Below are 25,219 nucleotides of genomic sequence, written 5' to 3'. Positions count from 1 at the left end.
GCCCTCACCGCGCGCGCAGGCCCTCGAACCCGTCGTCGCGCCACTCGCCCGCGAGGCGCTCCCCCGCGTCGGCCGCGCGGACCTCGCGCTGCCGCAGCTCGACCCGGCGGATCTTCCCCGACGCGGTCTTCGGCAGCTCCCCGAACTCGACGCGGCGCACCCGCATGAACGCGGGGCACCGCTCGCGCGCGTGCCGCAGCACGGCGAGGGCCGTCTCCGCGCCCGGCTCCCATCCGGCCGCGAGGTGCACGTACGCCTTCGCGACGTTGAGCCGCACGGGGTCCGGGGCGCCGACGACCGCGGCCTCCGCGACCGCCGGGTGCTCGAGGAGCACGCTCTCGACCTCGAAGGGCGACACCTTGTAGTCGGAGGACTTGAAGATGTCGTCGGTGCGCCCGATGAAGGTGATGGAGCCGTCCGCGTCCCGCCGGGCCACGTCGCCCGTGTGGAAGTACCCGTCGCGCATCGACTCGTCCGTCCGGGCGTCGTCGCCCAGGTACCCGGCCATGAGGTTCACCGGCCGGGTCGCGAGGTCGAGGCAGATCTCGCCCTCGTCGGCGGGCTCGCCCGAGACGGGGTCCACGAGGACGAGGTCGACCCCCGGCAGAGCCGTGCCCATGGAGCCCGGCACGACGGGCGCGCCGGGCGGGTTCGCGACGATGGCGGTGGTCTCCGTCTGGCCGTAGCCGTCGCGGATCACGAGCCCCCACCACTCCTCGATGCGCGCGATGACCTCCGGGTTCAGCGGCTCCCCGGCGGACACGATCTCCCGCAGCCTCCCCGGCCGCGCGCGGATCCCGGCCTGGATGAGCATGCGCCACACCGTGGGCGGGGCGCAGAACGTGGTGACCCCGGCGCGGTCGAGCTGCTCCACGAGCGCGTGCGCGTCGAAGCGCGCGTAGTCGTGCACGAAGACGGTCGCCTCGGCGATCCACGGCGCGAAGAAGCAGCTCCACGCGTGCTTGCCCCAGCCCGGGGAGCTGATGGCGAGGTGCACGTCGCCGGGCTGGAGCCCGATCCAGTAGGTGGTCGTGAGGTGCCCGACGGGGTACGACGTGTGCGTGTGCACGACCATCTTCGGCTTGCTCGTGGTGCCGGAGGTGAAGTAGACGAGGGCGGGATCCGTCGACGCGACCTCGACGCCCACCCGGTCGGCGGGCGCGCGGTCGGCGTCGCGGTAGTCGGCCCAGCCGCGGGGCGCGGGCGCCGCGTCCGTCGCGCCGATCGCGATGCGGGCGTAGCCGCCGGGCACGTCGTCGAACACGGCCGTGTGCGCGAGGTCGGCGATGACCTGGCGGACGCCGGCGCGCTCCACCCGGTCGGCGAGGTCCGCGGCGCCGAGCACCGTGGAGGTGGGCAGGATCACGGCGCCCGCCTTCATGATGGCGAGCATCGTCTCCCACAGCTCCACCCGGTTCCCGAGCATGAGCATCACGTGGTCGCCCTTCCGCACGCCCTGCGCGACGAGCCAGGTCGCGACGCGGTCGGAGCGCGTCGCCATCTCGTCGAAGGTGAGGCTGCGCTCGGATCCGTCGCCGGCGACCACGCGCAACGCCACCCGGTCGTTCCCGCGCGCGATCCGGTCGAACCAGTCGACGGCCCAGTTGAAGGAGCCGCCCACGTCCGGCCAGCGGAAGCGCTCGACCGCGGATGTCCGGTCGGTGCGCATCTCCTGCAGGAGGTCACGGGCGGCGCGGTAGGAGGAGTCGGCTGGGGGCATGGGTCCATCCTGCTGCCCGCGCCTCCGAGCCGGGCGCAGGGGATCCGGGGACCACACCGATCGGCGCCGGGCTCCGAAGTCAACCGGTAGTGCACGAACTCATCACGGAGGGAAGGACCGCAGCATGACCGAGATCACCGCCCACCACGGGCTCCTGAAGGACACGCACCTGCACGTCGACGACACCGGGGGCACGGGCCGCCCCGTCGTGCTCATCCACGGCTGGCCGCTCTCCGGCGAGTCCTGGAGCAAGCAGGTCCCCGCGTTCGAGGCCGCCGGCTTCCGCGTCATCACCTACGACCGCCGCGGCTTCGGGCGCAGCGACAAGCCGCTCACGGGCTACGACTACGACACGTTCGCCTCCGACCTCGACGCGCTCCTCGACCAGCTCGACCTGGTCGACGTCACCCTCGTCGGCTTCTCGATGGGCGGCGGCGAGATCGCCCGCTACATCGGGACGCACGGGGAGGCGCGCCTGCACAGCGTGGTGTTCGCCTCCGCCGTGCCGCCGTACCTGATGCAGGGCGACGACAACCCGGACGGTCCGCTCACGAAGGACGCGGCGGCCGAGATGACCGCGGGGCTCACGAAGGACGAGGACTCCTTCTACGACGGATTCACCACCGCGTTCTTCTCCGCGGACGGGGTGGTAAAGGTCACCGAGCAGGAGCGCCAGGAGGCCATCGCGCTCGCGCACCAGTCGAGGAAGCACGCGGCGCTCGCGTCGATGGCCGCGTTCGCGACCACGGACTTCCGCGACGACCTGACGAAGGTCACCGTCCCGACCCTCGTCATCCACGGGGACGGCGACGGCACCGTCCCCTTCGAGGGCTCCGGCGCACGCACGCACGCCGCCATCGCCGGGTCCGAGCTGCACGTCGTCGCGGGCGCCCCCCACGGCGTCACGGTGAGCCACCCCGAGGAGTGGAACCGCGTGGTTCTGGAGTTCCTCGCGAAGTAGGACGCACCACCCGCAGGGGCGCTAATCCGGTCGGGTCAGCGCCCCTGCGTGCGCTTGTAGGGCTTCGGCTGCCCCTTCACCACCGGCGCGCGGCCCTGGCCCTTGGACGCCTTCGCCTTCCCGCCGGCGGGCGGCTTCGGCGCCTCGGGCGGGGTGGACGGCTTCGCGAGCTCCTCGAGCGCCTCCTCGTAGGCGAGGCGGCCCGTCTTCGTCAGCCGCGTCTCGGTGGCCTGCGGGTCGAAGACGGCCCTGCCGTAGTGCTCCTCGACGGCGCGGATGGACGAGGCGAGCTTCGCGCGCGAGATGCCGAGCTGATCCGCGGCCTTCGGCAGGTGCAGCACCTCGGCCGCGACCACGAAGTGACGCTGGTGGCTGATCTTCACGGTGGTGCCTCTCGTCGCGGCGGATGCCGGATCCCCCACGGTACAGGCCGGGCACGGCCGGCCCCGGCCGTGCGGGCCGCGCCCGGGCGCGGGAGGACGCCCGACGCGACCGGTAGCGTCGGGGCCGGGACGGATCCGACGAGGGGGCACGGCATGGCGGGACTCGAGGTCGTGGCCGCGGTGATGATCCGCGACGGGCGGGCGCTCGCCTGCCGCCGCGCGCCGCACAAGCCGGGCGCGGGGACCTGGGAGTTCCCGGGCGGCAAGGTCGAGGCCGGCGAGCGGCCCGAGGCGGCGCTCGTGCGGGAGATCCGCGAGGAGCTCGGGATCGACGTGGCCGTCGGCGCCCTCGTCGACCGCTCCGAGGTGCCCGTCGGCGATCGCGTCATCGACCTCGCCTGCTACCGGGTGGCACCGCTCGGTCCGCTGCCCAGCGCGAGCACCGACCACGACGAGCTGCGCTGGGTGCCGCTCGCGGACCTCGGCGACCTCGACTGGTCCGCGCCGGACCTGCCCGCCGTGCGGAGCCTCGTTCTCGCGACGCGGCACCCGGACGCCGACCGGCTGATCGACCCGGCCGCCCCGCGACCGGCGCCGGACGCGGAGCACGACCGGCACGCCGGGCGCCTGCGGGAGCTGTCCGCGGACGCCGCGGCAGCGCTCGCCGCGCTCCGGGCCGGGGTCCGCGCCGCCGGGAAAGCGGGCCTCGACGCGCACCGGATCGCGGCCGCCGCCGGCCTGGCGCTGCGGGACGTCCAGGACCTCCTCCGGTGAGCGCGGATCCGCGCGACGCGGACGCCCGCTGCACCGCCGCGCACCGGGGAGCGGACCGCCCGCCGCCCCGCCGGACGACGCGGTGAGGCGCCTCCGCCCCGCGGCCGCCGCCTACGTGCTCGGCCTCGCCGGGCTCACGCTCCTCGACGCGCTCCTCGCCCTCTCGCCGGTGCAGGTCGCCGTCCCCCTGGCGATGGCGGCCCTCGGAGCGCTCGCCCTGCGCGGCCGGATCCACCCCGTCGCGGTGGCGGCGGCCTCGATCGCGGTGACGGGAGCGTCCCTCCTCGCGGGTCCCGTGTCCGGGCTGACGGCCACGCTGGGGCTCGGGGAGTGCCTCGTGCTCCTGGTCGGGGTCGCCGCAGCGTCGCGTCGGGCGGTGGGGATCCGCGGCTGGACCGGCACCGCGCTGGCCGTGGTCGCGGTCGTCGGCGTGCCCCTGCGGCTCGCGTCGCCGGACTCGCCGACCTTCGCCGTCCTGCTCCTGGCCGCAGCTGCCTGCGCGCTCGCCGCCGGCGCCGTGCTGCGCGACCTCGATGCGGAGCGCCGCCTCGCCCTGGAGCGCGCCACCCGCGAGGAGCGCGACGGGCTCGCGCGCGACCTGCACGACGACCTCACGAACCGCCTGACCGGCATGGTGCTGCAGCTGCAGGCGACGCGACGCGCCCTCGGGGCGGACGGCGGGGCGCTCGACGCCGACCTCGCCGCCGTGGAGGACGCGGGCGGCGCCGCGCTGGCGAGCATGCGGGCGTGGGTCCGGACCCTGCGCGCGACGGACGTGGAGCGCGACGCGGAGCTGTCGTCCACGCCGACGGAGGGCCTCGCCGAGCTGCTCGCGCGCTGGGAGGCGACGGCCTCCGGAGGGCGGGCGGACCTCGACGACCGCACGCCGGCCGACGTCCCCGACGACGTGCGCGCCACGGCGATCCGCATCGTGCAGGAGGCCGTGACCAACGCGACGCGCCACGCGCCCGGTGCCCGGTGGATCCGCGTCGCGCTGCGGGCCGAGGGCGCCGACCTCGTCGTGGAGGTGGTGAGCCCGCGCATGGTGCCGGGCGGGGATCCCGTCCCCGGCTCCCCGGGCCTCGGGCTCCTCGGGATGCGCGAGCGCGCCGCGCTCGAGGGCGGCCAGGTGGCGGCCGGCCCCTCCCCCGCGGGCGGCACGACGGCCGCGGGCGGCACGGCGGCCGCGGGCGGCACGGCGGCCGCAGGCGGCACGGCGGCCGCAGGCGGCGACCCCTACGACGGCCCGACCTGGCGCGTGCTCGCGCGCCTGCCCCGGGGAGGCGCCGCGTGACGATCCGCGTCCTCGTCGCCGACGACCACCCGTCCGTGCTCCGCAACGTGGCGCGGATCCTCGCCGGCGAGGACGACATCGAGGTCGTCGCCGAGTGCGCCGACGGGCTCGCGGCGTTGGAGGCGGCGCAGCGCCTCGTCCCGGACGTCGCGATCGTCGACATCCGCATGCCACGCATGGACGGCCTCGAGCTCACGCGGCTCCTCGCCGGTCCGCGGGCGCGCGTGCCCGTGAAGGTGGTCGTCGCCACGACCTTCGACCTCGACGAGTACGTCTACGGGGCGCTGCGGGCCGGCGCGTCCGGCTTCCTGCTGAAGGACGCGGGGGCGCGGCTCCTCGTCGAGGCGGTGCGGGCCGCGCACACGGGCGAGCAGCTCATCAGCCCGTCCGTGACCGTCCGCCTCCTCCAGCACCTCGCCCCGCGCACCTCGGGCCCCCACCACCCGGAGCTCACGCCGCGCGAGCTCGAGGTCGCGGCCCTCGTGGGGCGCGGCCGCACGAACGCGGAGATCGGCGCCGACCTCGTGATCTCGCTGGGCACGGTCAAGTCCCACCTCGGCTCCGTGCAGACGAAGCTCGACGCCCGCAACCGCGTCGAGATCGCCGCGTGGGCGTGGAGCTCGGGGCTGCTGCGACCCTGACGGCGCCCGGCGGAGGCCCGGCGGAGGCCCGGCGGCGTCCCCGCGAAAGGCCTGCCGCCGCCCGTTCGGCGCCCCCGAGACCGGCCGAACGGCCGATGCCCGCACGACCCGCCCGCGCCGAGCATGGGACCGCGGACGGCGCGAGAGGCGCGCCCCGCCCCGAGAGGCAGACAGTGACCGGCACCCGGCCCCATCCCCGCACGACCCCCGCAGCGCCGACCCCGCCCGGCGCACCCGCGGCCCGTGGTGCGCGCATCGTCGCGCTCGACGTGATCCGCGGCGTCGCCCTGTGCGGCATCGCCCTCGTCAACATCGGCCCGCTCACCCGCTTCGGGACCGCGGCGGGCTTCTACGAGCCCGCCGCCCTGGACACCGTGGCCGGCTGGCTCCAGCTGCTCGTCCAGCAGCGGTTCTTCCCCGTGTTCGCGCTGCTGTTCGGCATCGGCTTCGCGCTACTCCTGGACTCGGCGTCGCGCACGACGGCCCGTCCTCGGCTGGTGCTCCTCCGTCGGCTCCTCCTGCTGCTCGCGATCGGCATCCCGTTCCAGTTCCTGCAGCCCGGATCCGCGCTCCTGCCGTTCGCCGTCGTCGGCCTCGTGGTCCTCCTGCCGAGCTCATGGCTGCCGCGCGCCGTGGTCGCCGTCGCGGCGGTGGTCGTGACGGCGGCCGGCATCGTGGGCGCCGGCGGCGGGCTCGCGCTCATCCCCGGCATGTTCCTCGCGGGCTCCGCGCTCACCCGCTACGGCGTCGTCGAGCGCGTCGGGCGGTCGCGCCGCGGCTCGATGGCGGTGACGCTCGTCGCGGCCGCGCTCGCCGTGCCGCTCGTCCTCCTCCAGGCGGCCACCATCGAGGCGTCGGGCTTCAGCGTCGAGTCGGCGGCGGCGGGACTGGCCCTCGCCGTCGCGTGGGCCGCGCTCGTGTCGTGGCTCATGACGACCCGGGCGGCCCGTCCCCTGACCGCCGCCTTCGCGCCGCTGGGGCGGATGGCGCTCACGAACTACGTGGCCGCCGCACCGCTGATGCTCGCCGCCGGAGCGCTGCTGGACCTCCCGCACGCGACCTCGTGGACGCCGGTGCTCGCGACCGCCGTCGCCGTGCTGGTCGGGCAGGCGATCGTGAGCGCGCTCTGGCTCCGGCACTGCACGCAGGGTCCGCTCGAATGGCTGTGGCGCTGGGGAACGTGGGGCCGACGGGGCCCGCTGCGGCGCACCCGGCCCACCCGGAGGCCCGCCGACCCGGCTTGACCTCGAGGGCACTCGAGGTGATGGGATCGCCGCATGCGCATCCACCACGTGACCCTGCCCACCCGCGACGCCGCCGCGGTCGCCGACGCCTACTCGGCGCTCGGCTTCCCGACCCGCACCTCATCCGAGGGGGTGGAGGTCGAGGTCGGCGCGACGCGCCTGGCGTTCACCGACGGTCCGGGCTACCGCGGCGCCCACCACCTCGCCGTCACGATCCCGACGGGCGCGTTCCGGGCGGCGCGCGAGTGGCTCGGCGAGCGTGCGGACGTGATCGCCGTCGACGGACGGGACGAGTTCGCGGGACCCGGCACCTGGGACTCGCGATCCGTGTACTTCCGTGGGCCCGACGAGCAGGTGCTCGAGCTCATCGAACGGCGCGCGCTCCCGGCCGTCGACCGGCCGGACGCGCCGTTCCGCGCCGCCGAGGTCGTGGGCGTCAGCGAGGTCGGCGTCGTGGTCGACGTCGTGGACGCGGCCGTCCGCGCGCTGGGGGACGCGGGCCTGCACCCCTACGGGGGCTTCGCCGCCCCGGGCTTCGCGGCCGTGGGCGACGTGCACGGCCTCGTGATCCTCGTGACGCCCGGCCGCGCCTGGGTGCCCGAGGGCACCCAGTCCGCCGCCGCGACGCCCGTGGTGGTCGACGCCGGCCTCGGACGGGAGGTCGTGCTCGCGCCGGGCGCGCGGATCCGCTGACGGCGTCCCCGGCCGACGGGCAGGCCCTGCATCCATAGGCGGCCCGCGCACGGCGGACCCGGTGCGCGCCGCAGGATCCCCCGGCGCGCGCCCGCCGGGGTCGACCCTGCCGCCTTGAGGGCTGGGGAGGAACGGACGACCGCCGGCGGCACGCCCCCTAGCGTCTCCGTACCGCGGCGCTCGCCGCACCCTCCCCACGTCGAACAGGAGCATCCCCATGCCCGTCCTCACCTCCGCGCCGCGCCTGCGGCCCGCCGCCCTCACCGCGCTGGCGCTCGTCGCGCTGCTGGCCGTGCCCACCGCGGCCCAGGCCGCCCCTGCGCACCATCCCGCCCACGCCCGCACGGCGTCCGCCCCGGCGCAGCACCACGTCACGCACCCGATCACCACCACCACGGTCCCGGCCAGCCCGTCCCTGGGCTTCGGCGGCGGCACGATCTTCGCCCCGTCCGACACCGGCCGCGCCGTCCTCGGCAGCGTCATCGTCACCCCCGGCTTCACCGACACGCAGGCCGGCATGCGCTGGTACGGCACCGACCTCGCGGCGGAGGGCTTCGTCGTCCTCACCATCGACACCCTCGACCCCGACCGCTACGACACCCCCGACGCGCGCGCCACGCAGATGCTCGCCGCCGCCGACTACCTCACCGGCAAGAGCGCGGTGAAGTCGGTGGTCTCGAAGGACCGCGTCGGCCTCCTCGGCTTCTCCATGGGCGGGGGCGGCGTGCTCCAGGCCGCGCAGTCCCGCCCCTCCATCAAGGCGGCGGTCGCGCTCATGCCGTTCGACTTCTCCTCCGACCCCGACGGCGGCGCCCCCGGCTACCCGCGCCTGACGACCCCGGCTCTGGTGGTGTCGGCCCAGAAGGACGACCTCGCCGACCCGACGGCCATGGTGAAGCCCATGTACGACTCCATCCCGAAGGGCACCCCCAAGCAGTACCTGCAGCTGCGGGGCGCCGGTCACCAGGCCGGCCAGAACACGCCGAACGGGACCATCCGCGTCGCGGCGACCGCGTTCCTCAAGCGCTACCTGGACGGGAACGGCGCCTACGGCAAGTTCATCTGCCCGGCCCCCGCGGTGACGCCGACGGGTCCCATCAGCGAGTCGACCAGCACCTGCGACGGCCCGCGCCGGCGCTGACCCGCACGGCAGCAGCCGACCGTCCGCGGCGTCCGACCTCCGGGTCGGGCGCCGCGCGCGCGTGCGGGGTCCGGGACCTAGGGTGGAGGGGATCCACCATCCGCCCCCGCACACCGCGGGCCGGCCACCGAACGGAGCGCTGATCGCGCTGAGCACCACCCCGCCCCCCGCGGACCCGCGTCGCCCCCGCAGGGATCCGGGTGCCGCGCGCCCGCCGCGCCAGCGCCGCCGCCGCGTCAACCCGCAGGAGATGCGCGACGTCCGCGCCCGCCTCCGCGGCACCATCTACGAGGGCACCGAGCCCGCGCACGGCCGCCTCGGCGACCTCTACTCCCCGAGCCAGATCGTCGACTTCTGCCTCGACCTCGGCGAGGTGATGCTCGCCTCCGGCGCCGACGTGCGCGCCGTGGAGATCGCGATCGTGGCGGTCAGCACCAAGTGGAACCTGGCGCCGCTGGAGCTCGACATCACGGGCACGGCCATCACCATCCAGTACGCGCCCCTCGAGGGGCCGCCGCTCGTGAAGCTGCGCGTGGTCACCGCGGAGGGCAGCGACCTGCACCGGCTGTCGCTCGTCTACCAGATCGTCGACGAGCTGCTCCACGACGACCGCGACATGACGAGCGCCGTGGACGGCCTCGTCGACGTGCTGCGGTCGCCGCCGCGGTGGCCGTCGTGGATCACCGACGCGGCCATGGGCCTCTTCGGAGTCTCCGTCTCGCTGCAGGCCGGCGGCACCGTGCCCGGCGCGCTCGGCGCCTTCCTGCTCATGGTCGGCGTGATGGTCCTCGGCCGGCAGCTGTCGCGCCGCGGCATCCCGCCCTTCTTCGTGGTCGCCCTGCAGTCGGCGGGGGTGGCCGCGCTCGGCACCCTCGCGATCTGGTGGGGGCTGCTGCCCGCGGGGAGTGCCGCCGCGATGGTCGCCGCCGTGGTGGTGCTGATCCTCCCCCACGTCACCATCGTCACCTGGGCCCAGGACGCCATCTCGGGCTTCCGGGCCATGGCGGTGTCGCGGGCGATGATCATCGTGCTCATCGTCGCGGGCATCGCCGTCGGCATCCCGGGCGGGCTCGCGGTCACCGCCGGCGTCGCCATCGAGGTCGACCCGACCGACATCACGCTGCGGGCGCTCCCGCTGTGGATGCTGCTCATCACCACGTTCTTCGCCGCGGGCGCGACCGGAATCACGCAGGGCGCCAACGCGCGCGTGATGCCCGTCGCCATCGCCGTCGCGCTCGTCGGCACGGTCTCGCTGTGGACGCTGAAGCTCCTCGGGGTGCCGCTGCTGGCGGGCACGTTCCTGGTCGCGACCCTGCTCGGGGCCCTCGGGACGGTGGTGGCGGCGCGCCTCCGGGTGTCGGCCACGGCGATCGCGGTCCCCGCCTTCTGCGGGTCCCTGCTGCCCTCCCTCGCGGTCGCGTCGGCGCTCCTCAACTCGATGGCGGGCACGTCCGGGGCGACGGGCGCCTTCGTCGGCGCGATGGCGACGACGCTCGCCATCGGCGCGGGCCTCGTGCTCGGGAGCCTGCTGGCCACGCCGCAGGCCCGGCGCCACCTCCGCCGCCGCTCCAAGCGGGTGGTCGTCCGCTCCGTCCGGCTGGACACGACCCCGATCGGCGTCGTCCGCGACCCGGCGCTCGCGCACCCGTCGCTCGGCGACCCGTCCCGCGGCGATGCGGCGCCCGGCCAGCCGGCGCCCGCCGATCCCAGCGCGGGCCGCGCGCCCGACGGGAGCTGACGGCCGGGTCCGCGGACCCGGCCGACCGCCGCCCGACGTGCACCGGGCTCCCCGGCGCGTCTGCCACGGTGGTCCGATGAGGATCCTCGTGGTGGACGACGAGCGGCGCCTCGCGGACGGCATCCGCCGCGGGCTGCAGGCCGAGGGCTTCGCGGTGGACGTCGCGCACGACGGCGTCGACGGCCTGTGGTGGGCGCGCGAGAACGCCTACGACGCGATCCTCCTCGACCTGATGATGCCGGGCCTCAGCGGCTGGGCCGTCTGCCGGACGCTCCGCGAGGAGGGCATCTGGACGCCCGTGCTCATCCTCACCGCGAAGGACGGCGACTGGGACGAGGTGGAGGCGCTGGAGGCCGGCGCCGACGACTTCGTCACGAAGCCGTTCTCCTTCCCCGTGCTGGTCGCCCGGATCCGCGCGCTCGTGCGGCGCGGCGCCCCGGCCCGCCCGGTCGCCCACCGCATCGGCGACCTCGTCGTCGACCCCGGCCCCCGCCGCGCGACGCGCGCCGGCGAGGAGATCGACCTCACCAGCCGCGAGTTCGCGGTCCTCGAGTTCCTCGCCCGCAACGCCGGCCGCGTGGTCTCCAAGCGCGAGGTGGTGCAGAACGTGTGGGACGACGACTTCGAGGGCGACCCGTCCATCGTCGAGGTGTACGTCGCCCACCTCCGCCGGAAGCTCGACCGGCCCTACGGCACCACCACCATCGAGACCGTGCGGGGCGCGGGCTACCGGCTGGGCGGATCCGATGCGTGACCCGCACCGGCCGTCCCGGCACCGGCGCTCCCTCCGCGTCCGCGCCACGACCGCGGTCGCCCTCATCGCGCTCGTCCTCGGGGCGCTCGGGGCCGTCGCCTTCGCGCTGGTGCTCCGCGCGTCGCTCGAGGACGGCGTGCGGCAGGCCACGGAGCGGACCCTCGAGACGATCACCGACACGGTCGCCGCGCGCGGGCCCGACGCGGTGACGGGGCTCGGCGACGACGACCTCGTGCAGGTGCTCGACGCCGACGGGCGCGTGCTCGCCCACGGCGAGGACGCCGGCGGGACCGCGCTCACCGCGGCGGGATCGTCCGGGGTCGTCGTGCGCGACGGCGAGCGGCGGCTCGTGGTGTCCGACGAGGTGGACGACGCGGACGGGGTGACCGTCGCCGTCGCCGCGCCGCTCGAGGACGCCGACGACGCGCTCGCGGCGGTCGTCCGCCTGCTGCTCGTGGCCGTGCCCGTCGTGGTCGCCCTCGTCGCCCTGCTGGCGTGGATCGTCGTCGGGCGGGCGCTCCGCCCGGTGGAGCGGATCCGCCGGGACGCCGAGGCCATCGGCTCCGCCCGGGGCGACGGCCGCATCGACGAGCCCGGGACGGGCGACGAGGTCGACCGGCTCGCGCGCACCCTGAACGGCATGCTCGCCCGCCTCGACGCGTCCCGCCGCGCGCAGCAGCGCTTCGTCTCCGACGCGTCGCACGAGCTGCGGTCCCCGCTCGCGACCGTGCGGCAGCACGCCGAGCTCGCCCGCCTCCACCCCGACCGCACGAGCCTCGGCGAGCTGGCGGACGTGGTGCTCGCGGAGGGCGGACGGCAGCAGGACCTCGTGGACGCGCTCCTCGTGCTCAGCCGCCTCGACGAGCACGCCGCCCTCGACGCCCGCCCGGTGGACCTCGACGACGTCGCGCTCGACGAGGTCGCGCGGCTCCGGGCCCGGGCGGGCGTGCGCGTCGACGCGTCGGGGATCACCGCGTGCCGGGTCGCCGGCGACGCACGGCTCCTGGCGCTCGCCGTCCGCAACCTCGCCGACAACGCGGCGCGGCACGCCGCGTCGACCGTGTCTGTCGCCACCGCGGCCGGACGCGACGGCGCCGTGCTCACGGTCGACGACGACGGGCGCGGGATCCCGGCGGCCGAGCGGGAGCGGGTCCTCGACCGGTTCGTGCGCCTCGACGAGGGCCGCGACCGCGAGAGCGGCGGATCCGGGCTCGGCCTCGCCATCGTCCGCGCGGTCGCGGAGGCGCACGGCGGATCCGTCGCGGTGGAGGAGGCGCCGAGCGGCGGCGCCCGGGTGGTGCTGCGCCTCCCCGCCGCAGGTCCCGGCGCGCCCTGATCCCGCGGACGTCCGCGGACCCCGCCGCCGAGCCTGCGCGTCCCCTGACAGGGGCTTAGGGTCCGCTTAAGGTGCCCCCGGGCATCGTGGTCGCATGACCACGCACACCGCATCCCCCACCCTCCGCCGCGCCGCCCTGGCGCTCGCCCTCCCCCTCCTCGGCGGCCTCGCGCTCGCCGGCTGCTCGGACGCCGGCACCGCACCCGCGTCCGCGCCCGGCGCCGTGCCGTCGTCCGCGTCCGCCGCGCCGACCGCCGGCACGGACGGATCCGCCCAGGTCCCCGCCGACGGCGCCCTCGCGGCCGCGGTCGAGACCGCCATCGCCGCCGTGCCCGGCAGCGCGCTCCTCTCCGTCGACCAGGAGGCCGGCGGCACCTCGTGGGAGGTCGTCGTCGCCGAGCAGGACGGCCGCGAGCACGAGGTGCACACCGGCGCCGACGGATCCGCCGTGACCGCGGGACCCGTCGCCGACTCCGACGACGCCGACGACCTCGCCGAGAACGCCGCCCTCCTGCAGGCCGCCCGCGTCTCCCCCTCCGACGCCGCCTCCGCCATGACGGGCGCCGTCGCCGGCACGATCACCGAGCTCGGCCTCGACGAGGACCGCGGCACCGTCGTCTGGGAGGGCGACGTCGTCGACGCCCAGGGCGTGACCCATAGCGTCCGCGTCGACGCCGGCTCCGGCGACGTCGTCAGCCAGTCCGTCGACGACCGCACCCCCGACACCGACGACTGAGGCCGGGCCGGGGAGCGGGCATAGCCTGGATCCACCAGTCCCCACGAGGGACGCCACCCACCACGAGGAGGATCCCCGATGGACGTGCACCCCGGTGTCACCCTGCTGGACGACGACGTGCGCGACGCGCACGAGCTGTTCCGCTCGCTGCACGCGCACCCCGAGCTGTCGATGCAGGAGCACGCGACGGCCGCCGCGATCGAGGCCTACCTGGAGGCGGTCGGCGCGGAGACGACCCGCTGCGGCGGCACCGGCGTGGTCGGGATCCTCCGCAACGGCGACGGCCCGGTCGTCGCGTTCCGCGCGGACACCGACGGGCTCCCCATCCTCGAGGAGACCGGGCTCGCGTGGGCCAGCCGCGACACCGGGGTGCAGCGCGACGGCACCGAGGTACCCACCATGCACGGCTGCGGCCACGACTTCCACGTGGCGGCGGCGCTCACCACCGCGCAGGCCCTCGCCGCGAACCGGGACGCCTGGGCCGGCACCGTCGTCTTCGTGTTCCAGCCCGGCGAGGAGACCGGCGAGGGCGCCCGCGCCATGCTGGCCGACGGCCTCTGGGACCGGGCGCCGCGCCCCGAGGTGGTCCTCGGGCAGCACGTGTTCCCGCTCCCCGTCGGCATGGTCGCGACCCGCGAGGGCGCGTTCATGAGCATGTCGGACTCCTGGCGCGTCACCGTGCGCGGCCGGGGCGCGCACGGGTCGCAGCCGCAGAACTCCATCGACCCGATCGTCGCGGCCAGCGCGATCGTGCTCCGGCTGCAGACGGTCGTCGCCCGCGAGACCGACCCGCAGGCCGCGGCCGTCGTGACCGTGGGCACGTTCCAGGCGGGCACGAAGGAGAACATCATCCCCGAGCACGCGGTGCTCGGCCTCAGCATCCGCACCTTCGACGTGGCCGTGCGCGAGCGCGTGCTGGCGTCGGTGCGGCGGATCATCCTGGCCGAGGCCGCCGCGAGCGGGGCGCCGGAGCCGGAGATCGAGGAGATCGTGTCCTTCCCGCTGAACCGCAACGACCCGGAGGCGACGCGCGGCGTCGTCGCGGCCCTCACCGCGCAGCTCGGCGCCGACCGGGTGGTGGAGTCGCCGCCCATCATGGGCAGCGAGGACTTCGGCATCCTCGGCGAGGCCATCGGCGTGCCGACCGTCTACTGGGCCTTCGGCGGCGTCGAGCCCGAGGCGCTCGGCGGCGCGACCCCGCCTCCGGGCAACCACACGCCGCAGTTCGCGCCCACCATGGAGGGCACGATCGAGACGGGCGTGCGGGCCGCGACGGCCGCCATCCTCTCCCGCGTCGGCACCGCCCGGCGCTAGTCCCGTCCGACACCCACCCGGAGGAGATCCCATGACCGATGCCGCGATCGGCGGGGCCGTCGTGCTCCCGCTGCTGCTCGCCTACGTCGCCCTCGTCGGCGCGGCCCTGCTGCAGGTCGTCCGCGACCGGCAGCTCAGCGGGCTGGCGCGGGACCTCTGGATCGTCGCGATCGTCCTGCTCCCGGTGCTCGGCACGATCGCCTGGTTCGGCGTCGGCCACCGGACCGCCGAGGCGGCGCGCACGATCGGGCGCCTCCGACCAGGCGCGTAGCCCGCCCCGTCCGCCCCGCCGGACCGCGCCCGCCGCTCGACCCCGGTCAGCGGCGGGCGCGCCGGTTCCGCCAGGCCGACCACGCGCCCGTGGACCACAGCGCCCAGATCACGAGCAGCGGCTGGAACACGAGGCGGATGGCGCGCGCGGCATCGGTCTCCAGGCCGAAGGCCGGTGTGCGCGTGACGAGCTGGGAGATGTTGCCGGGGAAGATCGCGACGAAGAACAGCGCCACCACGGCCCCGACCCCGACGCGCCAGCGGCCGAGCAGCACGAGCGAGAGGCCCAGCGCGATCTCCACGACGCCGGAGGCGAGCACGACGAAGTCCGGGTCCAGGGGCAGCCACGTCGGCACCTGGGCCTGGAACGACTCGCGCGCGACGGTCAGGTGGCCGGTGCCGGCGAGCACCAGCACGAGGCCGAGCAGGATCCGCGCGAGCGTGCGCGGCAGGGAGCGGCGGCCGCCGTCCGGGGCGACCCGCGGATCGGCGGCGGACTCGGCACGCGGACGGGAGGCGGGGCGGGAGGTCATGCGCCCAGTCTGACCGCGGCGGATGCGCGCGCCCTCCACGCGGATCCCCGCGCCCGCAGCCCTTCCCCGGGTGCCGGAACCGGTCCTAGGCTCCCGCCATGACGAGCGACACCGCCGACGCCCTCGGCCCCGACGACCGCCCCCGCCCGCCCCGGGCCGACGAGCGCGCATGCCTCACCGGCTTCCTCGCCCTGAACCGCGCCACCGTGGTCCGCAAGGCCCGCGGCCTGTCCGACGCCGACGGCGCGCGCCGCGTGCTGCCGAGCGCCACCTCGATCTCGGGCGCGCTCCGCCACCTCGCCGACGTCGAGCGCTCGTGGACCGTCGAGACGATGGAGGCCGGCGACTACGACCGGCGCTTCGGCGGGGACGACGACCCGGACGGCGAGTGGGACGTCGGGCCGACGGACTCCCTCGCGGAGATCCTCGCGGACTACGAGGCGGCGTGCGCCGAGAGCGACGCGGTCATCGCGCGGCACGACCTCGACGACATCGCGGTCGCGGGCCCACCCGAGGAGATGCCGTCGCTCCGCTGGATCGTCGTGCACCTCATCGAGGAGACCGCGCGGCACGCCGGGCACGTCGACGTGATCCGGGAGCTCGTCGACGGCACCACCGGGGAGTGACGCGCCTCACCCCGTGACGACGACCGCGATCCACCAGGCGACGACCAGGAGGACCGGCACGCCGACCGCGATGACGCCGCCGATCGTGGGCGTCATCCGCAGGCGGCGTGCAGGCCGCGGACGCGATGCGCGCCCCGGATCGGGCAGGCCCACGGCCGGGAGCACCGCCGGGTCGGCCCGCCAGCGCTGCCACCGGTCGACCTTCGCCGCGAGCGCGGACACGGCCTCGACCACGTCGCGCCAGCGCTCCGGGTCCCGCGTCACGACGTCGTCGAACGAGGTGAGCAGCAGCCGGTCCCCCACCACCTCGACGTCGAGGCCCCGCACGCGGTCGATGAGCACCGCGAGGACGTCGGGCGTGAAGAGGTACAGGGCGTCGCGCTCGCTGCCGGCCTCGCAGTGGAGGGCGTAGTGGCGGTCGAAGTCGCCCTCGAGCGAGAGGCGCTGCTCCCGGTCGGGCCGCGACGCCATGGTGAGCGCCCGGCGGACGAGGCCGCGGCGGGCGATGACGCGGATGTGCGGCATGTCGGCGCCGAGCCGGATCATGGCGTACCCGCCGAAGCGCGGCGCCCCCTCGCGGCGGCCGGCCGTGACGATCTCGTGGTTGCCGAGCTCGATGCCCGGCGCGCCGGTCGGCCGCATCACGCGCGTGATGTCGAAGTAGCGGCGCGCGGACCCGAAGTGCCCGTCCGACATCGGCCCCGGCAGGTACGTCATCCCGTTCGCCTCCCCGAACCGCACGAGCCGCAGGTGCGCGCGGTAGCCGCCCCGGCGCTCGCGCGACCGGATCACCCAGCTGCCGAAGACGACCAGCAGGATGGCGAAGAGCGCGCCGATGAGCCCCTGGAACAGGGCCTGCTCGCCCGCGTCGGGCGCGCCCTCCTGCAGCGTCTCCGCCATGACCGCGCCCATCAGGGCGAGCGCGAGGACGCTGTCCCACATCAGGAAGTGCATGAGGAAGGAGCGCGCCCGGGGCCCGATGCCCTCCGCCTCCGGATGCGCGCGGCGGAACTCCCGGCGGAACGCGCGGAGCTCGCCGCGGCGGATCCGCCCGGTGAGGGCGGCCGTGTCGAGCCGCGTCCGCGGGAGCGTCCGGACGCGCGTCACGGCAGCGTGGTGATCAGGAAGCCGGCGCCGAGGAAGGCCGCGGCGAGCGCGATGAGGAGGAGGAGCCCCACCGTGGGCCGGTTCCGGAGCCGCCGACCGGCCGCCGCGACCCCGCGCGACCGACGCGCGCGGCGGCGGACCCGGCCCGGCGCGGGCACGGCGAGGGACGGGTCGGCGCCCGTGAGCACCGACTCCTCGACGCCCTCGAGCGACGCCAGCCGGTCGTCGCGCCAGCGCTCCCAGCGGTCGACCTTCGCCATGAGCGCGGCGGTCGCGTCGATCACGTCGTGCCAGCGGTCGGGGTCGAGCGTCACCATGTCGGCGGGCGAGCGGAGCAGCAGGCGGTCGCCGCGGATCTCCACGTCGAAGCCGCGCACCCGGTCGACGAGCACCGCCATGACGTCCGGGGTGAAGAGGTACAGCGCGTCGCGCTCGTACCCCTCCGGGCAGTAGAGCGCCGCATGCCGGTCGAAGTCGCCCTCGAGCTCCAGGCGCTGGGAGCGCGCGACGTCCACGGTCGGCGTCATGGCGCGGCGGAGGCGGGTGCCGTGGGAGAGCACCCGGATGTGCGGCAGCTCGCGCCGCAGCCCGACCATCGCGTAGCCGCCGTACTGCGTGATCCCGGCGGCCTGCGACCCGCGGTCGAGCTCGTGGTTGCCGAACTCGACGGGGCGCGCCGTGCGCGGCCGCATGACGCGCGTCACGTACATGCCCCGGGCCGCCGCCGCGCCCATGTGCGCGTCCGCGAGGGGGCCGGGCGCGTAGCTCAGGCCGTTGACCCGGCCGAAGCGCGCGAGGCGGTAGTGGGCGCGGATCGTGCTCCGGCGGCGGCGGGTGCGGATCAGGCGCCACGCGAAGAACACCCCGGCCCCGAACATGGGCAGGGCGAACACGGACATGCCGAGGGCGTCGCCGCGGTCCTCCGGTTGCCGCGCGAGGAGCGCGCCCCCGAGCCCGGCGAGGAGCAGGAGGCCGCCCAGCGGGATCGTCACCGCGGCGAGGACGCCGGACGCGATGCGGCCGAGCGCGAGGAGCGGCGACACGATCGCCGGGAAGCGGGCCGTGAACTCGCGGCGGAACCGGCGGAGGTCGTCGCGGTCGATGCGGCCGGTCAGCGGGGTCGTGTCCAGCTGGGCTCGGCTGGGCGCGTGCGTCGTCATGGATCCCCTCGTCCCGCGGCATCCCGGCCGCTCCTCCACCGTACCGACGCCCCGGCGCGCCCCGGACCGGAGGGCGCCCCCAGGTCGGGCGGCAGGCGGGCGGCGGCCGTCAGCGCGGGAACGCGGTCGGGCCGACCTTCCCGTAGGCCTCCCACGCGGCGACCGAGCCGCGGCCGGAGACGGCGCGCTCGCCGATGACGCGGGCCTTGTAGATCGCGGGGTTGTGGCTCGCGACCACGCGGGCGTTCCGCCAGTGCCGGTCGAGGGCGCGCGCGCCGGAGGTGGCGGACGCTCCCCCGACCTCGAACAGCAGCGTCGCGGCCGCGGGGACCTGCTCGACCGCGTGCACCTGCGCCTGGTAGACGGCGTTCTCCGCCGAGTCGAGCGGCTCGACCTCCAGCGGCTCGCCGGGCGGCGCGGTCGCGACGGCCTCGTCGAGGCGCGCCGCGGCCGCGAGCGTCGCGGCGCGCACGGTGAAGGCGGTCGTGGAGATCCGCCCGACGACCTCGAGCACCTGCGGGTCGTCCTCCGGGCGGGCGGCGGTGGCGTGGACGTAGGTGCGCGTCCGACCCCGCACGTACGCGGCGGCGTCGCGCTCGACCTCGGCGGCGATGCCCGCCAGCACGGCCACGAGGTGGAGCTGGTAGAACGCCTGGATGTGGGAGAGCGGGGCCTCCCGGTAGGCGGTGACGGTCGCCGGGTCCACCTCGACGCCGTCGAAGGTCGTGGTGCCGCTCGCGGTGAGGGTCTGCCCGAAGGCGTCCCAGTCGTCGACGGCGGTGACGCCGGGGGCGTCGGTGGGGATCGCGAGGGTCACGCGCTCGACGCCGTCGGCCGCCGCGCGCCCGGCGGCGAGGTAGATCCAGTCGGAGTAGAGCGTGCCCGTGGAGTAGTACTTGGTGCCGTCGAGGATCCAGCGGCCGTCGCGCTCGGTGAGCGTGGTGGAGATGTCGGCGAGCGTCGTGCCGGTCTGCTCGCTCGTGGCGTTGCCGACGATCGCGCCGTCGGCGATGCGGCGGATCCACGCGTCGCGCGCGGCGCCGGGCGGCCGGCGGAGCACGAGCTCGACGTAGCCGAAGTGGCCGCGGAGCAGGTGCCCGACGTTCGCGTCGGCGGCGGACAGCTCGATCACGAGCTCGACGAGCTGCGCGAGGGACGCGCCGTGCCCGCCGTCCGCGACGGGGAGCCGGAGCGCGCCGAAGCGGGCCTCGCGGAGGAGCGCCACCGCGTCGAACGCGAGCTCCCGGTCGCGTTCGCGGCCGACGGCGCCCGCCCGGATCCGGTCGAACAGGGGCTGGAACGCGGCCCGCAGCTCGGCGGTGGCCGGCCCGCCGGCGGTCACGAGAACGCGCCGCGGTACGCCGCCGCGGGGTGGCTGTCCGGCAGCCGGTCGCGCCCGGTGAGCTTGTGTCGGAGCGTGCCGGGCTCGTACTCGCGCTGCTGCAGCCCGCGCTCCTGGAGCACCGGCGTGATGTGGTCGACGAAGTCCTCGTAGCTGCCCGGCAGGGTCCAGTTGATGACGTTGATGCCGTCGACGCCCGCCTCCTGCCAGCCCGCGAGCACGTCGGCGATCTGCTCCGGCGTGCCCACGACGCGGCCGCGCAGCTTCGCGGAGAGCCGGGCGAGGTCGGCGATGGTCGGCTCCCGGTCGGGCGACGCCTCCCGCAGCCAGTTCAGGTGGCTCTGCCCGGCCTGCGTCTCGACCTGCGAGAGCGGGGTGGCCGGATCCAGCTGCTCGCCCGTCCTCGGGTCGAAGCCGAGGTTGGAGTGCAGGAGGAAGCCGTCGGCGCTCAGGTACTCGTCGATCTCGGCCTCGTTGCGCTTCGCCTCCTCCTCGGTGCTGCCCGTGATGAAGGAGAGGCCGAGCCAGAAGGAGAGGTCGTCCGCCCGGCGGCCGGCGTCCACGGCGAGCGCCCGGGTGTCCTCGATGAGGGCGCGGGTCTTCTCGGGCGTGGACGACAGGATGAACTGCGCCTCCGCGTTCCGGGCCGCGAAGCGCCGGCCGACGGGCGAGGACCCGGCCTGGAAGAGCACGGGCGTGCGCTGCGGCGACGGCGAGGACAGGTGCGGGCCCGCGACCCGGTAGCGCGGCCCCTCGTGGTCGATCCGGTGGATGCGCGACGCGTCCGAGAACACGCCCCGCTCCTTGTCGCGCTGGAGCGCGTCGTCGTCCCACGAGCCCTCCCAGAGCTTGTAGACGACGTCGAGGTACTCGTCGGCCCAGGCGTAGCGGGCGTCGTGGTCCTCGAGGCCGTCGTGCCCGAAGTTGCGGGCGGCGCCGTCGAGCGCGCTCGTCACGACGTTCCAGGCGATGCGCCCGTTCGAGATGTGGTCGAGCGTCGACACCTTGCGGGCGAAGTCGAACGGGTGCGCCTGCAGCACGGAGCTCGTGAACGCGAAGCCGAGGTGCTCGGTGCTCACGGCGAGCGCGGAGATCAGCACGGAGGGGTCGTTGCTCGGGAACTGCAGGCCCTCGCGCGCGTTCACGTCGTAGGCGCCGTCGCCCGGTCCGTAGAGGCCCACCACGTCGGCGAAGAACATGGCGTCGAAGCGGCCGCGCTCGAGCGTCCTCGCGAGGTCGACCCACAGGCGGACGTCGTCGAACTCGTGCTGGCGCGCCTCGGGGTGCCGCCACAGCCCGTGCTGGATGTGGCTGGCGGTGTTCATCACGAAGGCCGCGAAGCGGAGCGGGGGCCGGGCGTCGGGCATGGAGGTCCTCTCGTCGGGTCTCCAGCGTCGCACGGGTGGGGAGTCCCGGGCCGAGCGGGCGTAGCGCTCCGTCATGTGCCGGCCGAGGGCCCGGGGCGCCGGCCCTCCGCTCCGGGAGCGCCGGCCTCCGCGGGTGCCGACGGCGGTCGGGTGTGCGCCGTCCGCCCGGGCATCCGGGTGCGCGGCTACCGTCGGCCCCGTCGCGACCCCGCCGGGCATCTCCCGGGGCCACGGCGCGCATCCACCGGCTCCGGCATCCGTCCGGGCCGGACTCCGCCACGCTCGTGGCCGTCCTCGAAGGAATCCCATGCCCCCTCGCCCCTCACCCGTCCCGCCGCGACGCGCCGCGCTAGTCGCCGTGGTCGCCCTCGGTGCCGCCCTCCTCGGCTCCGCCCCCGCGGTCGTCGACTCGGAGCCCGCCCGGGCCGCCGCGACCGCGACCGCGACCGCCGACTCCGCCACCGCCACGCCGTCGTCGCGTCTCGTGGTCGCCCCGGGTGCCGCCGCCGCGGCGCTCGCCTACTGGACGCCGGAGCGCCTCGCGGCCGCCATCGAGCGCGGGAACCCGGCCGAGGCGTCCGCCCCGGCGGTCGCTCTCCCCGCGTCGGGATCCGTCGCGACGTCCGCCGCGCAGACCGCGGGGCGCGGCCAGCGCGTCGCCCCCGTGCCGCACATCGGCCGGCTCTTCGGTGTCGACGACGTGGGCGGCTTCTCCTGCTCGGCCAACGTCGTGCGCGCGGGCAACCGGTCGACGATCGCCACGGCCGGCCACTGCGTCAGCGAGCACCGCTACTTCGCGACCCAGCTGGTGTTCTTCCCCGGGTACGACTCCGGCGCGTCCGCGCTCGGCTCCTGGCCCGTCGTCGGCGGGAACGTGCCCACGCGGTGGTACGCGCAGGACGACCAGGACGACGACGCGGCCTTCCTCGCCGTGGGACGCGATGCGGCGGGCCGGGACATCCAGTCCGTGACCGGCGCCTCGCCCGTCGCCTTCGACGCCGCGCGCGTCCAGCGGGCGTCTGGCTACGGCTACCCGTCCCTCCCGCCCTACGACGGCTCGTCCCTCACCCGCTGCCAGGGCACCACGACCGCGGAGGGTCCCGGCAAGGTCGGCTTCCTGTGCGACATGACGCCGGGCGTCTCCGGGGGTCCGCTGTTCCTCGGCGACGGCCCCGAGGGCACGCAGTTCACCGACATGGCCGATGGCGACGCCTTCCACTGCGACGGCCCGGCGTGGCAGGCGCCGGAGCGCTCGGCGTACGACCTGACGGCGGCCATCGCCACCTGAGCGCAGGTCCGCACGGTCACGGCGCGCGTTACGCACCGTGACCGTGCCCCTTCCTCCCGTGCGGGAACACGGGCACGGTGGGCGGCACCCGGGCGGATCCCCGCCCGGCCTCCCCCTGCACCGCAGCCGCACCGCTGGAGACCGCATGACCACCGCACCGCCCGCCGCATCCGCCGCGTCGACCGCCCCGACCGCCCCGACCGGAGGTGCCGATCCCGCCGGATCCGGCCCCGAGGCCCCCGCCGACGTCGCCCGTCGCCGCCGCCGCGTCCTGACCGCGGCGTTCGTCGGCACCACCGTCGAGTACTACGACTTCTACCTCTACGCCACGGCGTCCGCGCTCGTGTTCGGCAGCCAGTTCTTCCCGAACCAGACGCCCGCCGTCGCGCTCCTCTCCTCGTTCGCCGCGTACGGCGTCGGGTTCCTCGCGCGCCCCATCGGCGGCATCGTCGCCGGGCACCTCGGCGACCGCATCGGCCGCAAGCGCATGCTCGTCTACTCGCTCGTGCTGATGGGCGTCGCCTCGACCCTCATCGGGGTGCTGCCGACCTACGCCACCATCGGGCTCGCGAGCGTCGTCGGCCTCGTGCTCCTGCGGCTCGTGCAGGGCATCGCGGCGGGCGCCGAGTGGGGCGGGTCCGCCCTGCTGTCCGTCGAGCACGCCCCCGCCCACCGCCGCGGCCTCTTCGGCGCGTTCACGCAGATGGGATCCGCGGGCGGCATGCTCCTCGCGACCGGCGTCTTCGCCGCGACCCGCTTCACGCTCGGCGAGGAGCAGTTCCTCGCCTGGGGCTGGCGGCTGCCGTTCCTCCTCAGCGCCGTGCTCGTGGGCGTCGGCCTCGTGATCCGCCTCCGCGTGGAGGACGCCGCCGAGTTCGCCGAGATCAAGGCGTCGGGGAAGGTGGAGCGCTTCCCGCTCGGCGTGGTGCTCCGGCAGCACCCGCGGGCCGTGCTCATCACGGCGGGCCTCCGCCTCGTGCAGCCGGCGCTCTACTCGATCCTCACCGTCTACACGCTCTCCTACCTGGCCGCGAAGCGCGGCGACTCGGGCGTCGCCCTCACGTCGGTGCTCATCGTCTCGGCGCTCAGCGTGCTGACCACGCCGCTCTGGGGCTGGATCTCCGACCGGGTCGGCCGCCGCCGCCTGACCATCGCGAGCGCCGCCGGCATCGGGATCCTCATCTGGCCGTTCTTCGCGTTCCTCGACTCCGGCCCGCTGCTGCTCCTGCCGCTCGTCTTCGCCCTCGGCATGAACGTGTTCCACGACTCGATCTACGGGCCCCAGGCCGCGTGGTTCGCCGAGCAGTTCCCGACGGGCGTCCGCTACAGCGGCGTCTCGCTCGGCTACCAGGTGGGCAGCATCTTCTCCGTCGGCCTCACGCCGCTGCTCGCGGTGCTGTTCCTGCAGTGGGGCGGCGGATCGCCGTGGATCCTCTGCGCGTACATCGGGCTCTACGCGGTGCTCACCATCGCGGCCGCGCTCGCGGCGAAGGACCCGGCGCGGGAGGCGATCGCGGCGCGACGCGACGGCTGAGCCGCGGAGCGCCGCGTGGGCGCGGGCGGACGGGGAGCGCGCTCCCGTCCGGCCGCGCCCTCCGCGTCGTGGGTGCCCTCCGCGCCGTTCGGGCCCTCCACGTCGTCCGGGCTGTCCTCGCCGTCCGCGCCGTCCGCGCGTCCGCCGGCTGTGCGTCCGCCGAGCACCGCGTGCCGGATCTCCCTACGGTGGCGTCCACGGCGCTCGCCGTGCCTCCCTCCCCGCGCCGAGAGATCGCCCATGCCCCGCAGCGCCCGCTCCGCTCGCCTCCCCCGCGCCGCCGTGGTGCTGACCGGTGCGGTGCTGACCGCCGCGGTCGCCCTCCTCGGGGGCGCTCCCGGGGCCGGGGCCCCGGCGTCCGGCGGGCCAGCCTCGCTCGCCGTGCCCGTCGCGCTCGGCGGACCGGCCGGGACCGGCGGACCCGTCGCGCCCGTCGCGGATCCCGTCTCCGGCGACGCGGACCGACCGCACGTGGTCGCCCTCGCCGCCGACGAGGTCGCAGCGACCGCCTCCTTCTGGACGCCCGCACGGCTCGCGGCAGCGGACCGCGCGACCGCGGAGACCGTGACCGGGCCGGCCTCCTCCCTCGTGGCCGCCCCGGTCCGCCAGGCCGCTCGCGTCGCCCCGGTCCCCCACGTCGGCCGCATGTACATGGTCAACGCGGACGACACCTACCAGACGTGCTCGGCCAACGCCGTGGAGTCGGCGAACGGCGTCACGGTCGCGACGGCGGCGCACTGCATCGACGACTTCGGCGCCTTCCACGCGCACATCGCCTTCGTCCCCGCCTACGAGGACGGGCGTGCGCCGTTCGGCACGTGGCCGCTCGCCGCGTACGCGCTGCCCGCGGGATGGACCGGCGTCCACTCCCCGGCGTCGGACACCGCGTTCTTCACGGTCTCCAGCCCGACCGGGCGCACGCTGGCCGCGACGGTCGGGGCGTCCCCGGTGCGGTTCGGTGCGGGGCGCGACCTCGCGACGACGGTCTACGGGTACCCGGGGCTGCCCCCGTCCGACGGCCGGCATCCCCTGCTCTGCCGCGGCACCGCGTCGTCGGATGACGCTCCGACCGGACAGGGCGTCGCGTGCTCCATGAACGAGGGCGCGTCGGGCGGGCCGTGGTTCGCGGGCGACGACGCGGACGCCCCGCAGTACAGCGTCAGCACCAACCGCTCGCTCGGATCGACCCGGCTCTTCTCCCCCGCCTGGGGTCCGGTGATCCAGGCGGCGTACCGCGCCGTCGAGGCGCGCTGACCGCGGCCC

At 76.0% G+C, this 25,219-nt stretch carries 24 protein-coding genes; 17 read left to right on the top strand and 7 right to left on the bottom strand.

The features are described 5' to 3' along the window. Positions 1-4 precede the first annotated feature (4 nt). Positions 5-1,720 carry an AMP-binding protein gene (locus tag AC07VC_RS04015; protein ID WP_494676078.1) on the bottom strand — a complete coding sequence of 572 codons (1,716 nt, stop codon included), beginning with the start codon at positions 1,718-1,720 and terminating at the stop codon, positions 5-7. Between the two features lie 124 nt (positions 1,721-1,844). Between AC07VC_RS04015 and AC07VC_RS04010 the strand changes: the two genes are divergently transcribed. Further along, on the top strand, positions 1,845-2,681 hold the full coding sequence (locus tag AC07VC_RS04010; protein WP_494676079.1) for an alpha/beta fold hydrolase: 837 nt from the start codon (positions 1,845-1,847) through the stop codon (positions 2,679-2,681). A 35-nt stretch (positions 2,682-2,716) separates the two neighbouring features. Here AC07VC_RS04010 and AC07VC_RS04005 read toward each other — a convergent pair whose 3' ends face one another. Continuing rightward, positions 2,717-3,064, bottom strand: coding sequence for a LysR family transcriptional regulator (locus AC07VC_RS04005; RefSeq protein WP_317230515.1), 348 nt, complete (start codon positions 3,062-3,064; stop codon positions 2,717-2,719). A 153-nt stretch (positions 3,065-3,217) separates the two neighbouring features. On the opposite strand from AC07VC_RS04005, the gene AC07VC_RS04000 reads away from it, so the two are divergent. The 12 genes from AC07VC_RS04000 (at position 3,218) to AC07VC_RS03945 (ending at position 15,000) form a co-directional block, all read left to right on the top strand. Continuing rightward, positions 3,218-3,838, top strand: a complete 621-nt coding sequence (locus tag AC07VC_RS04000) for a (deoxy)nucleoside triphosphate pyrophosphohydrolase (protein WP_494676080.1) — start codon at positions 3,218-3,220, stop codon at positions 3,836-3,838. Positions 3,839-3,920: 82 nt separating this feature from the next. Next, on the top strand, positions 3,921-5,132 hold the full coding sequence (locus tag AC07VC_RS03995) for a sensor histidine kinase (RefSeq protein ID WP_494676081.1): 1,212 nt from the start codon (positions 3,921-3,923) through the stop codon (positions 5,130-5,132). Then, positions 5,129-5,773, top strand: a complete 645-nt coding sequence (locus AC07VC_RS03990) for a response regulator (protein ID WP_104290812.1) — start codon at positions 5,129-5,131, stop codon at positions 5,771-5,773. The genes AC07VC_RS03995 and AC07VC_RS03990 overlap by 4 nt, the downstream gene beginning before the upstream one ends. 173 nt (positions 5,774-5,946) lie before the next feature. Then, a complete protein-coding gene (locus AC07VC_RS03985) occupies positions 5,947-7,017 on the top strand; it encodes a DUF418 domain-containing protein (RefSeq protein ID WP_494676082.1) in 1,071 nt (356 codons plus the stop codon). Between the two features lie 33 nt (positions 7,018-7,050). After that, positions 7,051-7,710: a VOC family protein gene (locus AC07VC_RS03980; protein WP_494676083.1), complete on the top strand. Its 660-nt coding sequence runs from the start codon at positions 7,051-7,053 to the stop codon at positions 7,708-7,710. A gap of 217 nt (positions 7,711-7,927) precedes the next feature. Further along, on the top strand, positions 7,928-8,851 hold the full coding sequence (locus AC07VC_RS03975; protein WP_317231115.1) for a dienelactone hydrolase family protein: 924 nt from the start codon (positions 7,928-7,930) through the stop codon (positions 8,849-8,851). 250 nt (positions 8,852-9,101) lie between these two features. Continuing rightward, a complete protein-coding gene (locus AC07VC_RS03970) occupies positions 9,102-10,589 on the top strand; it encodes a threonine/serine exporter family protein (protein ID WP_494676084.1) in 1,488 nt (495 codons plus the stop codon). A 76-nt stretch (positions 10,590-10,665) separates the two neighbouring features. After that, on the top strand, positions 10,666-11,343 hold the full coding sequence (locus AC07VC_RS03965) for a response regulator transcription factor (protein WP_317231186.1): 678 nt from the start codon (positions 10,666-10,668) through the stop codon (positions 11,341-11,343). Further along, complete coding sequence (locus AC07VC_RS03960) at positions 11,336-12,679, top strand: ATP-binding protein (RefSeq protein ID WP_494676085.1); 1,344 nt, start codon at positions 11,336-11,338, stop codon at positions 12,677-12,679. The genes AC07VC_RS03965 and AC07VC_RS03960 overlap by 8 nt, the downstream gene beginning before the upstream one ends. A gap of 94 nt (positions 12,680-12,773) precedes the next feature. After that, a complete protein-coding gene (locus AC07VC_RS03955; protein ID WP_494676086.1) occupies positions 12,774-13,415 on the top strand; it encodes a PepSY domain-containing protein in 642 nt (213 codons plus the stop codon). Positions 13,416-13,493: 78 nt separating this feature from the next. Beyond that, positions 13,494-14,729, top strand: a complete 1,236-nt coding sequence (locus AC07VC_RS03950) for an amidohydrolase (protein ID WP_494676087.1) — start codon at positions 13,494-13,496, stop codon at positions 14,727-14,729. A gap of 31 nt (positions 14,730-14,760) precedes the next feature. Beyond that, a complete protein-coding gene (locus tag AC07VC_RS03945; protein ID WP_494676088.1) occupies positions 14,761-15,000 on the top strand; it encodes a PLDc N-terminal domain-containing protein in 240 nt (79 codons plus the stop codon). A gap of 46 nt (positions 15,001-15,046) precedes the next feature. Here AC07VC_RS03945 and AC07VC_RS03940 read toward each other — a convergent pair whose 3' ends face one another. Continuing rightward, complete coding sequence (locus tag AC07VC_RS03940) at positions 15,047-15,532, bottom strand: DoxX family protein (protein WP_494676089.1); 486 nt, start codon at positions 15,530-15,532, stop codon at positions 15,047-15,049. Positions 15,533-15,630: 98 nt separating this feature from the next. On the opposite strand from AC07VC_RS03940, the gene AC07VC_RS03935 reads away from it, so the two are divergent. Beyond that, the gene (locus AC07VC_RS03935) at positions 15,631-16,158 is read left to right on the top strand and encodes a DinB family protein (RefSeq protein WP_494676090.1); all 528 of its coding nucleotides are present in this window, start codon (positions 15,631-15,633) and stop codon (positions 16,156-16,158) included. A gap of 6 nt (positions 16,159-16,164) precedes the next feature. Here the strand turns inward: AC07VC_RS03935 and AC07VC_RS03930 are convergent, their stop codons facing one another. The 4 genes from AC07VC_RS03930 to AC07VC_RS03915 all read right to left on the bottom strand — a co-directional run bounded on the left by AC07VC_RS03930 (position 16,165) and on the right by AC07VC_RS03915 (position 21,134). Then, entirely contained in the window at positions 16,165-17,265 is a 1,101-nt protein-coding gene (locus AC07VC_RS03930) for a hypothetical protein (RefSeq protein ID WP_494676091.1), read from the bottom strand. Continuing rightward, positions 17,262-18,425: a hypothetical protein gene (locus tag AC07VC_RS03925; RefSeq protein WP_494676092.1), complete on the bottom strand. Its 1,164-nt coding sequence runs from the start codon at positions 18,423-18,425 to the stop codon at positions 17,262-17,264. The genes AC07VC_RS03930 and AC07VC_RS03925 overlap by 4 nt, the downstream gene beginning before the upstream one ends. A gap of 109 nt (positions 18,426-18,534) precedes the next feature. After that, on the bottom strand, positions 18,535-19,767 hold the full coding sequence (locus tag AC07VC_RS03920) for an acyl-CoA dehydrogenase family protein (protein WP_494676093.1): 1,233 nt from the start codon (positions 19,765-19,767) through the stop codon (positions 18,535-18,537). Continuing rightward, complete coding sequence (locus tag AC07VC_RS03915; RefSeq protein ID WP_494676094.1) at positions 19,764-21,134, bottom strand: LLM class flavin-dependent oxidoreductase; 1,371 nt, start codon at positions 21,132-21,134, stop codon at positions 19,764-19,766. Before AC07VC_RS03915 ends, AC07VC_RS03920 begins: the two co-directional genes overlap by 4 nt. Positions 21,135-21,441: 307 nt before the next feature. Here AC07VC_RS03915 and AC07VC_RS03910 point away from each other — a divergent pair, with 307 nt between their 5' ends. The 3 genes from AC07VC_RS03910 (at position 21,442) to AC07VC_RS03900 (ending at position 25,210) form a co-directional block, all read left to right on the top strand. Then, positions 21,442-22,422: a trypsin-like serine peptidase gene (locus AC07VC_RS03910; protein ID WP_494676095.1), complete on the top strand. Its 981-nt coding sequence runs from the start codon at positions 21,442-21,444 to the stop codon at positions 22,420-22,422. Between the two features lie 145 nt (positions 22,423-22,567). After that, positions 22,568-23,956 carry an MFS transporter gene (locus tag AC07VC_RS03905; protein WP_494676096.1) on the top strand — a complete coding sequence of 463 codons (1,389 nt, stop codon included), beginning with the start codon at positions 22,568-22,570 and terminating at the stop codon, positions 23,954-23,956. Between the two features lie 240 nt (positions 23,957-24,196). Further along, complete coding sequence (locus tag AC07VC_RS03900; protein WP_494676097.1) at positions 24,197-25,210, top strand: trypsin-like serine peptidase; 1,014 nt, start codon at positions 24,197-24,199, stop codon at positions 25,208-25,210. Positions 25,211-25,219: the final 9 nt, after the last annotated feature.

This window comes from Clavibacter sp. GW821-FHT01D01, from assembly GCF_059422605.1.
The sequence above is the reverse complement of the archived record's forward strand: the minus strand, read 5'-3'. Positions and strand labels throughout refer to the sequence as shown.

Bases quoted from the DNA above. Each gene is read 5' to 3' on its own strand.
- AC07VC_RS03965 (WP_317231186.1), top strand. From the start codon at position 10,666: ATGAGGATCCTCGTGGTGGACGACGAGCGGCGCCTCGCGGACGGCATC.
- AC07VC_RS04015 (WP_494676078.1), bottom strand. From the start codon at position 1,720: ATGCCCCCAGCCGACTCCTCCTACCGCGCCGCCCGTGACCTCCTGCAG.
- AC07VC_RS03935 (WP_494676090.1), top strand. From the start codon at position 15,631: ATGACGAGCGACACCGCCGACGCCCTCGGCCCCGACGACCGCCCCCGC.
- AC07VC_RS03975 (WP_317231115.1), top strand. From the start codon at position 7,928: ATGCCCGTCCTCACCTCCGCGCCGCGCCTGCGGCCCGCCGCCCTCACC.
- AC07VC_RS04010 (WP_494676079.1), top strand. From the start codon at position 1,845: ATGACCGAGATCACCGCCCACCACGGGCTCCTGAAGGACACGCACCTG.
- AC07VC_RS03955 (WP_494676086.1), top strand. From the start codon at position 12,774: ATGACCACGCACACCGCATCCCCCACCCTCCGCCGCGCCGCCCTGGCG.
- AC07VC_RS03950 (WP_494676087.1), top strand. From the start codon at position 13,494: ATGGACGTGCACCCCGGTGTCACCCTGCTGGACGACGACGTGCGCGAC.
- AC07VC_RS03945 (WP_494676088.1), top strand. From the start codon at position 14,761: ATGACCGATGCCGCGATCGGCGGGGCCGTCGTGCTCCCGCTGCTGCTC.
- AC07VC_RS03940 (WP_494676089.1), bottom strand. From the start codon at position 15,532: ATGACCTCCCGCCCCGCCTCCCGTCCGCGTGCCGAGTCCGCCGCCGAT.
- AC07VC_RS03970 (WP_494676084.1), top strand. From the start codon at position 9,102: ATGCGCGACGTCCGCGCCCGCCTCCGCGGCACCATCTACGAGGGCACC.
- AC07VC_RS03925 (WP_494676092.1), bottom strand. From the start codon at position 18,425: ATGACGACGCACGCGCCCAGCCGAGCCCAGCTGGACACGACCCCGCTG.
- AC07VC_RS03960 (WP_494676085.1), top strand. From the start codon at position 11,336: ATGCGTGACCCGCACCGGCCGTCCCGGCACCGGCGCTCCCTCCGCGTC.
- AC07VC_RS03905 (WP_494676096.1), top strand. From the start codon at position 22,568: ATGACCACCGCACCGCCCGCCGCATCCGCCGCGTCGACCGCCCCGACC.
- AC07VC_RS03910 (WP_494676095.1), top strand. From the start codon at position 21,442: ATGCCCCCTCGCCCCTCACCCGTCCCGCCGCGACGCGCCGCGCTAGTC.
- AC07VC_RS03915 (WP_494676094.1), bottom strand. From the start codon at position 21,134: ATGCCCGACGCCCGGCCCCCGCTCCGCTTCGCGGCCTTCGTGATGAAC.
- AC07VC_RS04000 (WP_494676080.1), top strand. From the start codon at position 3,218: ATGGCGGGACTCGAGGTCGTGGCCGCGGTGATGATCCGCGACGGGCGG.
- AC07VC_RS03980 (WP_494676083.1), top strand. From the start codon at position 7,051: ATGCGCATCCACCACGTGACCCTGCCCACCCGCGACGCCGCCGCGGTC.
- AC07VC_RS03900 (WP_494676097.1), top strand. From the start codon at position 24,197: ATGCCCCGCAGCGCCCGCTCCGCTCGCCTCCCCCGCGCCGCCGTGGTG.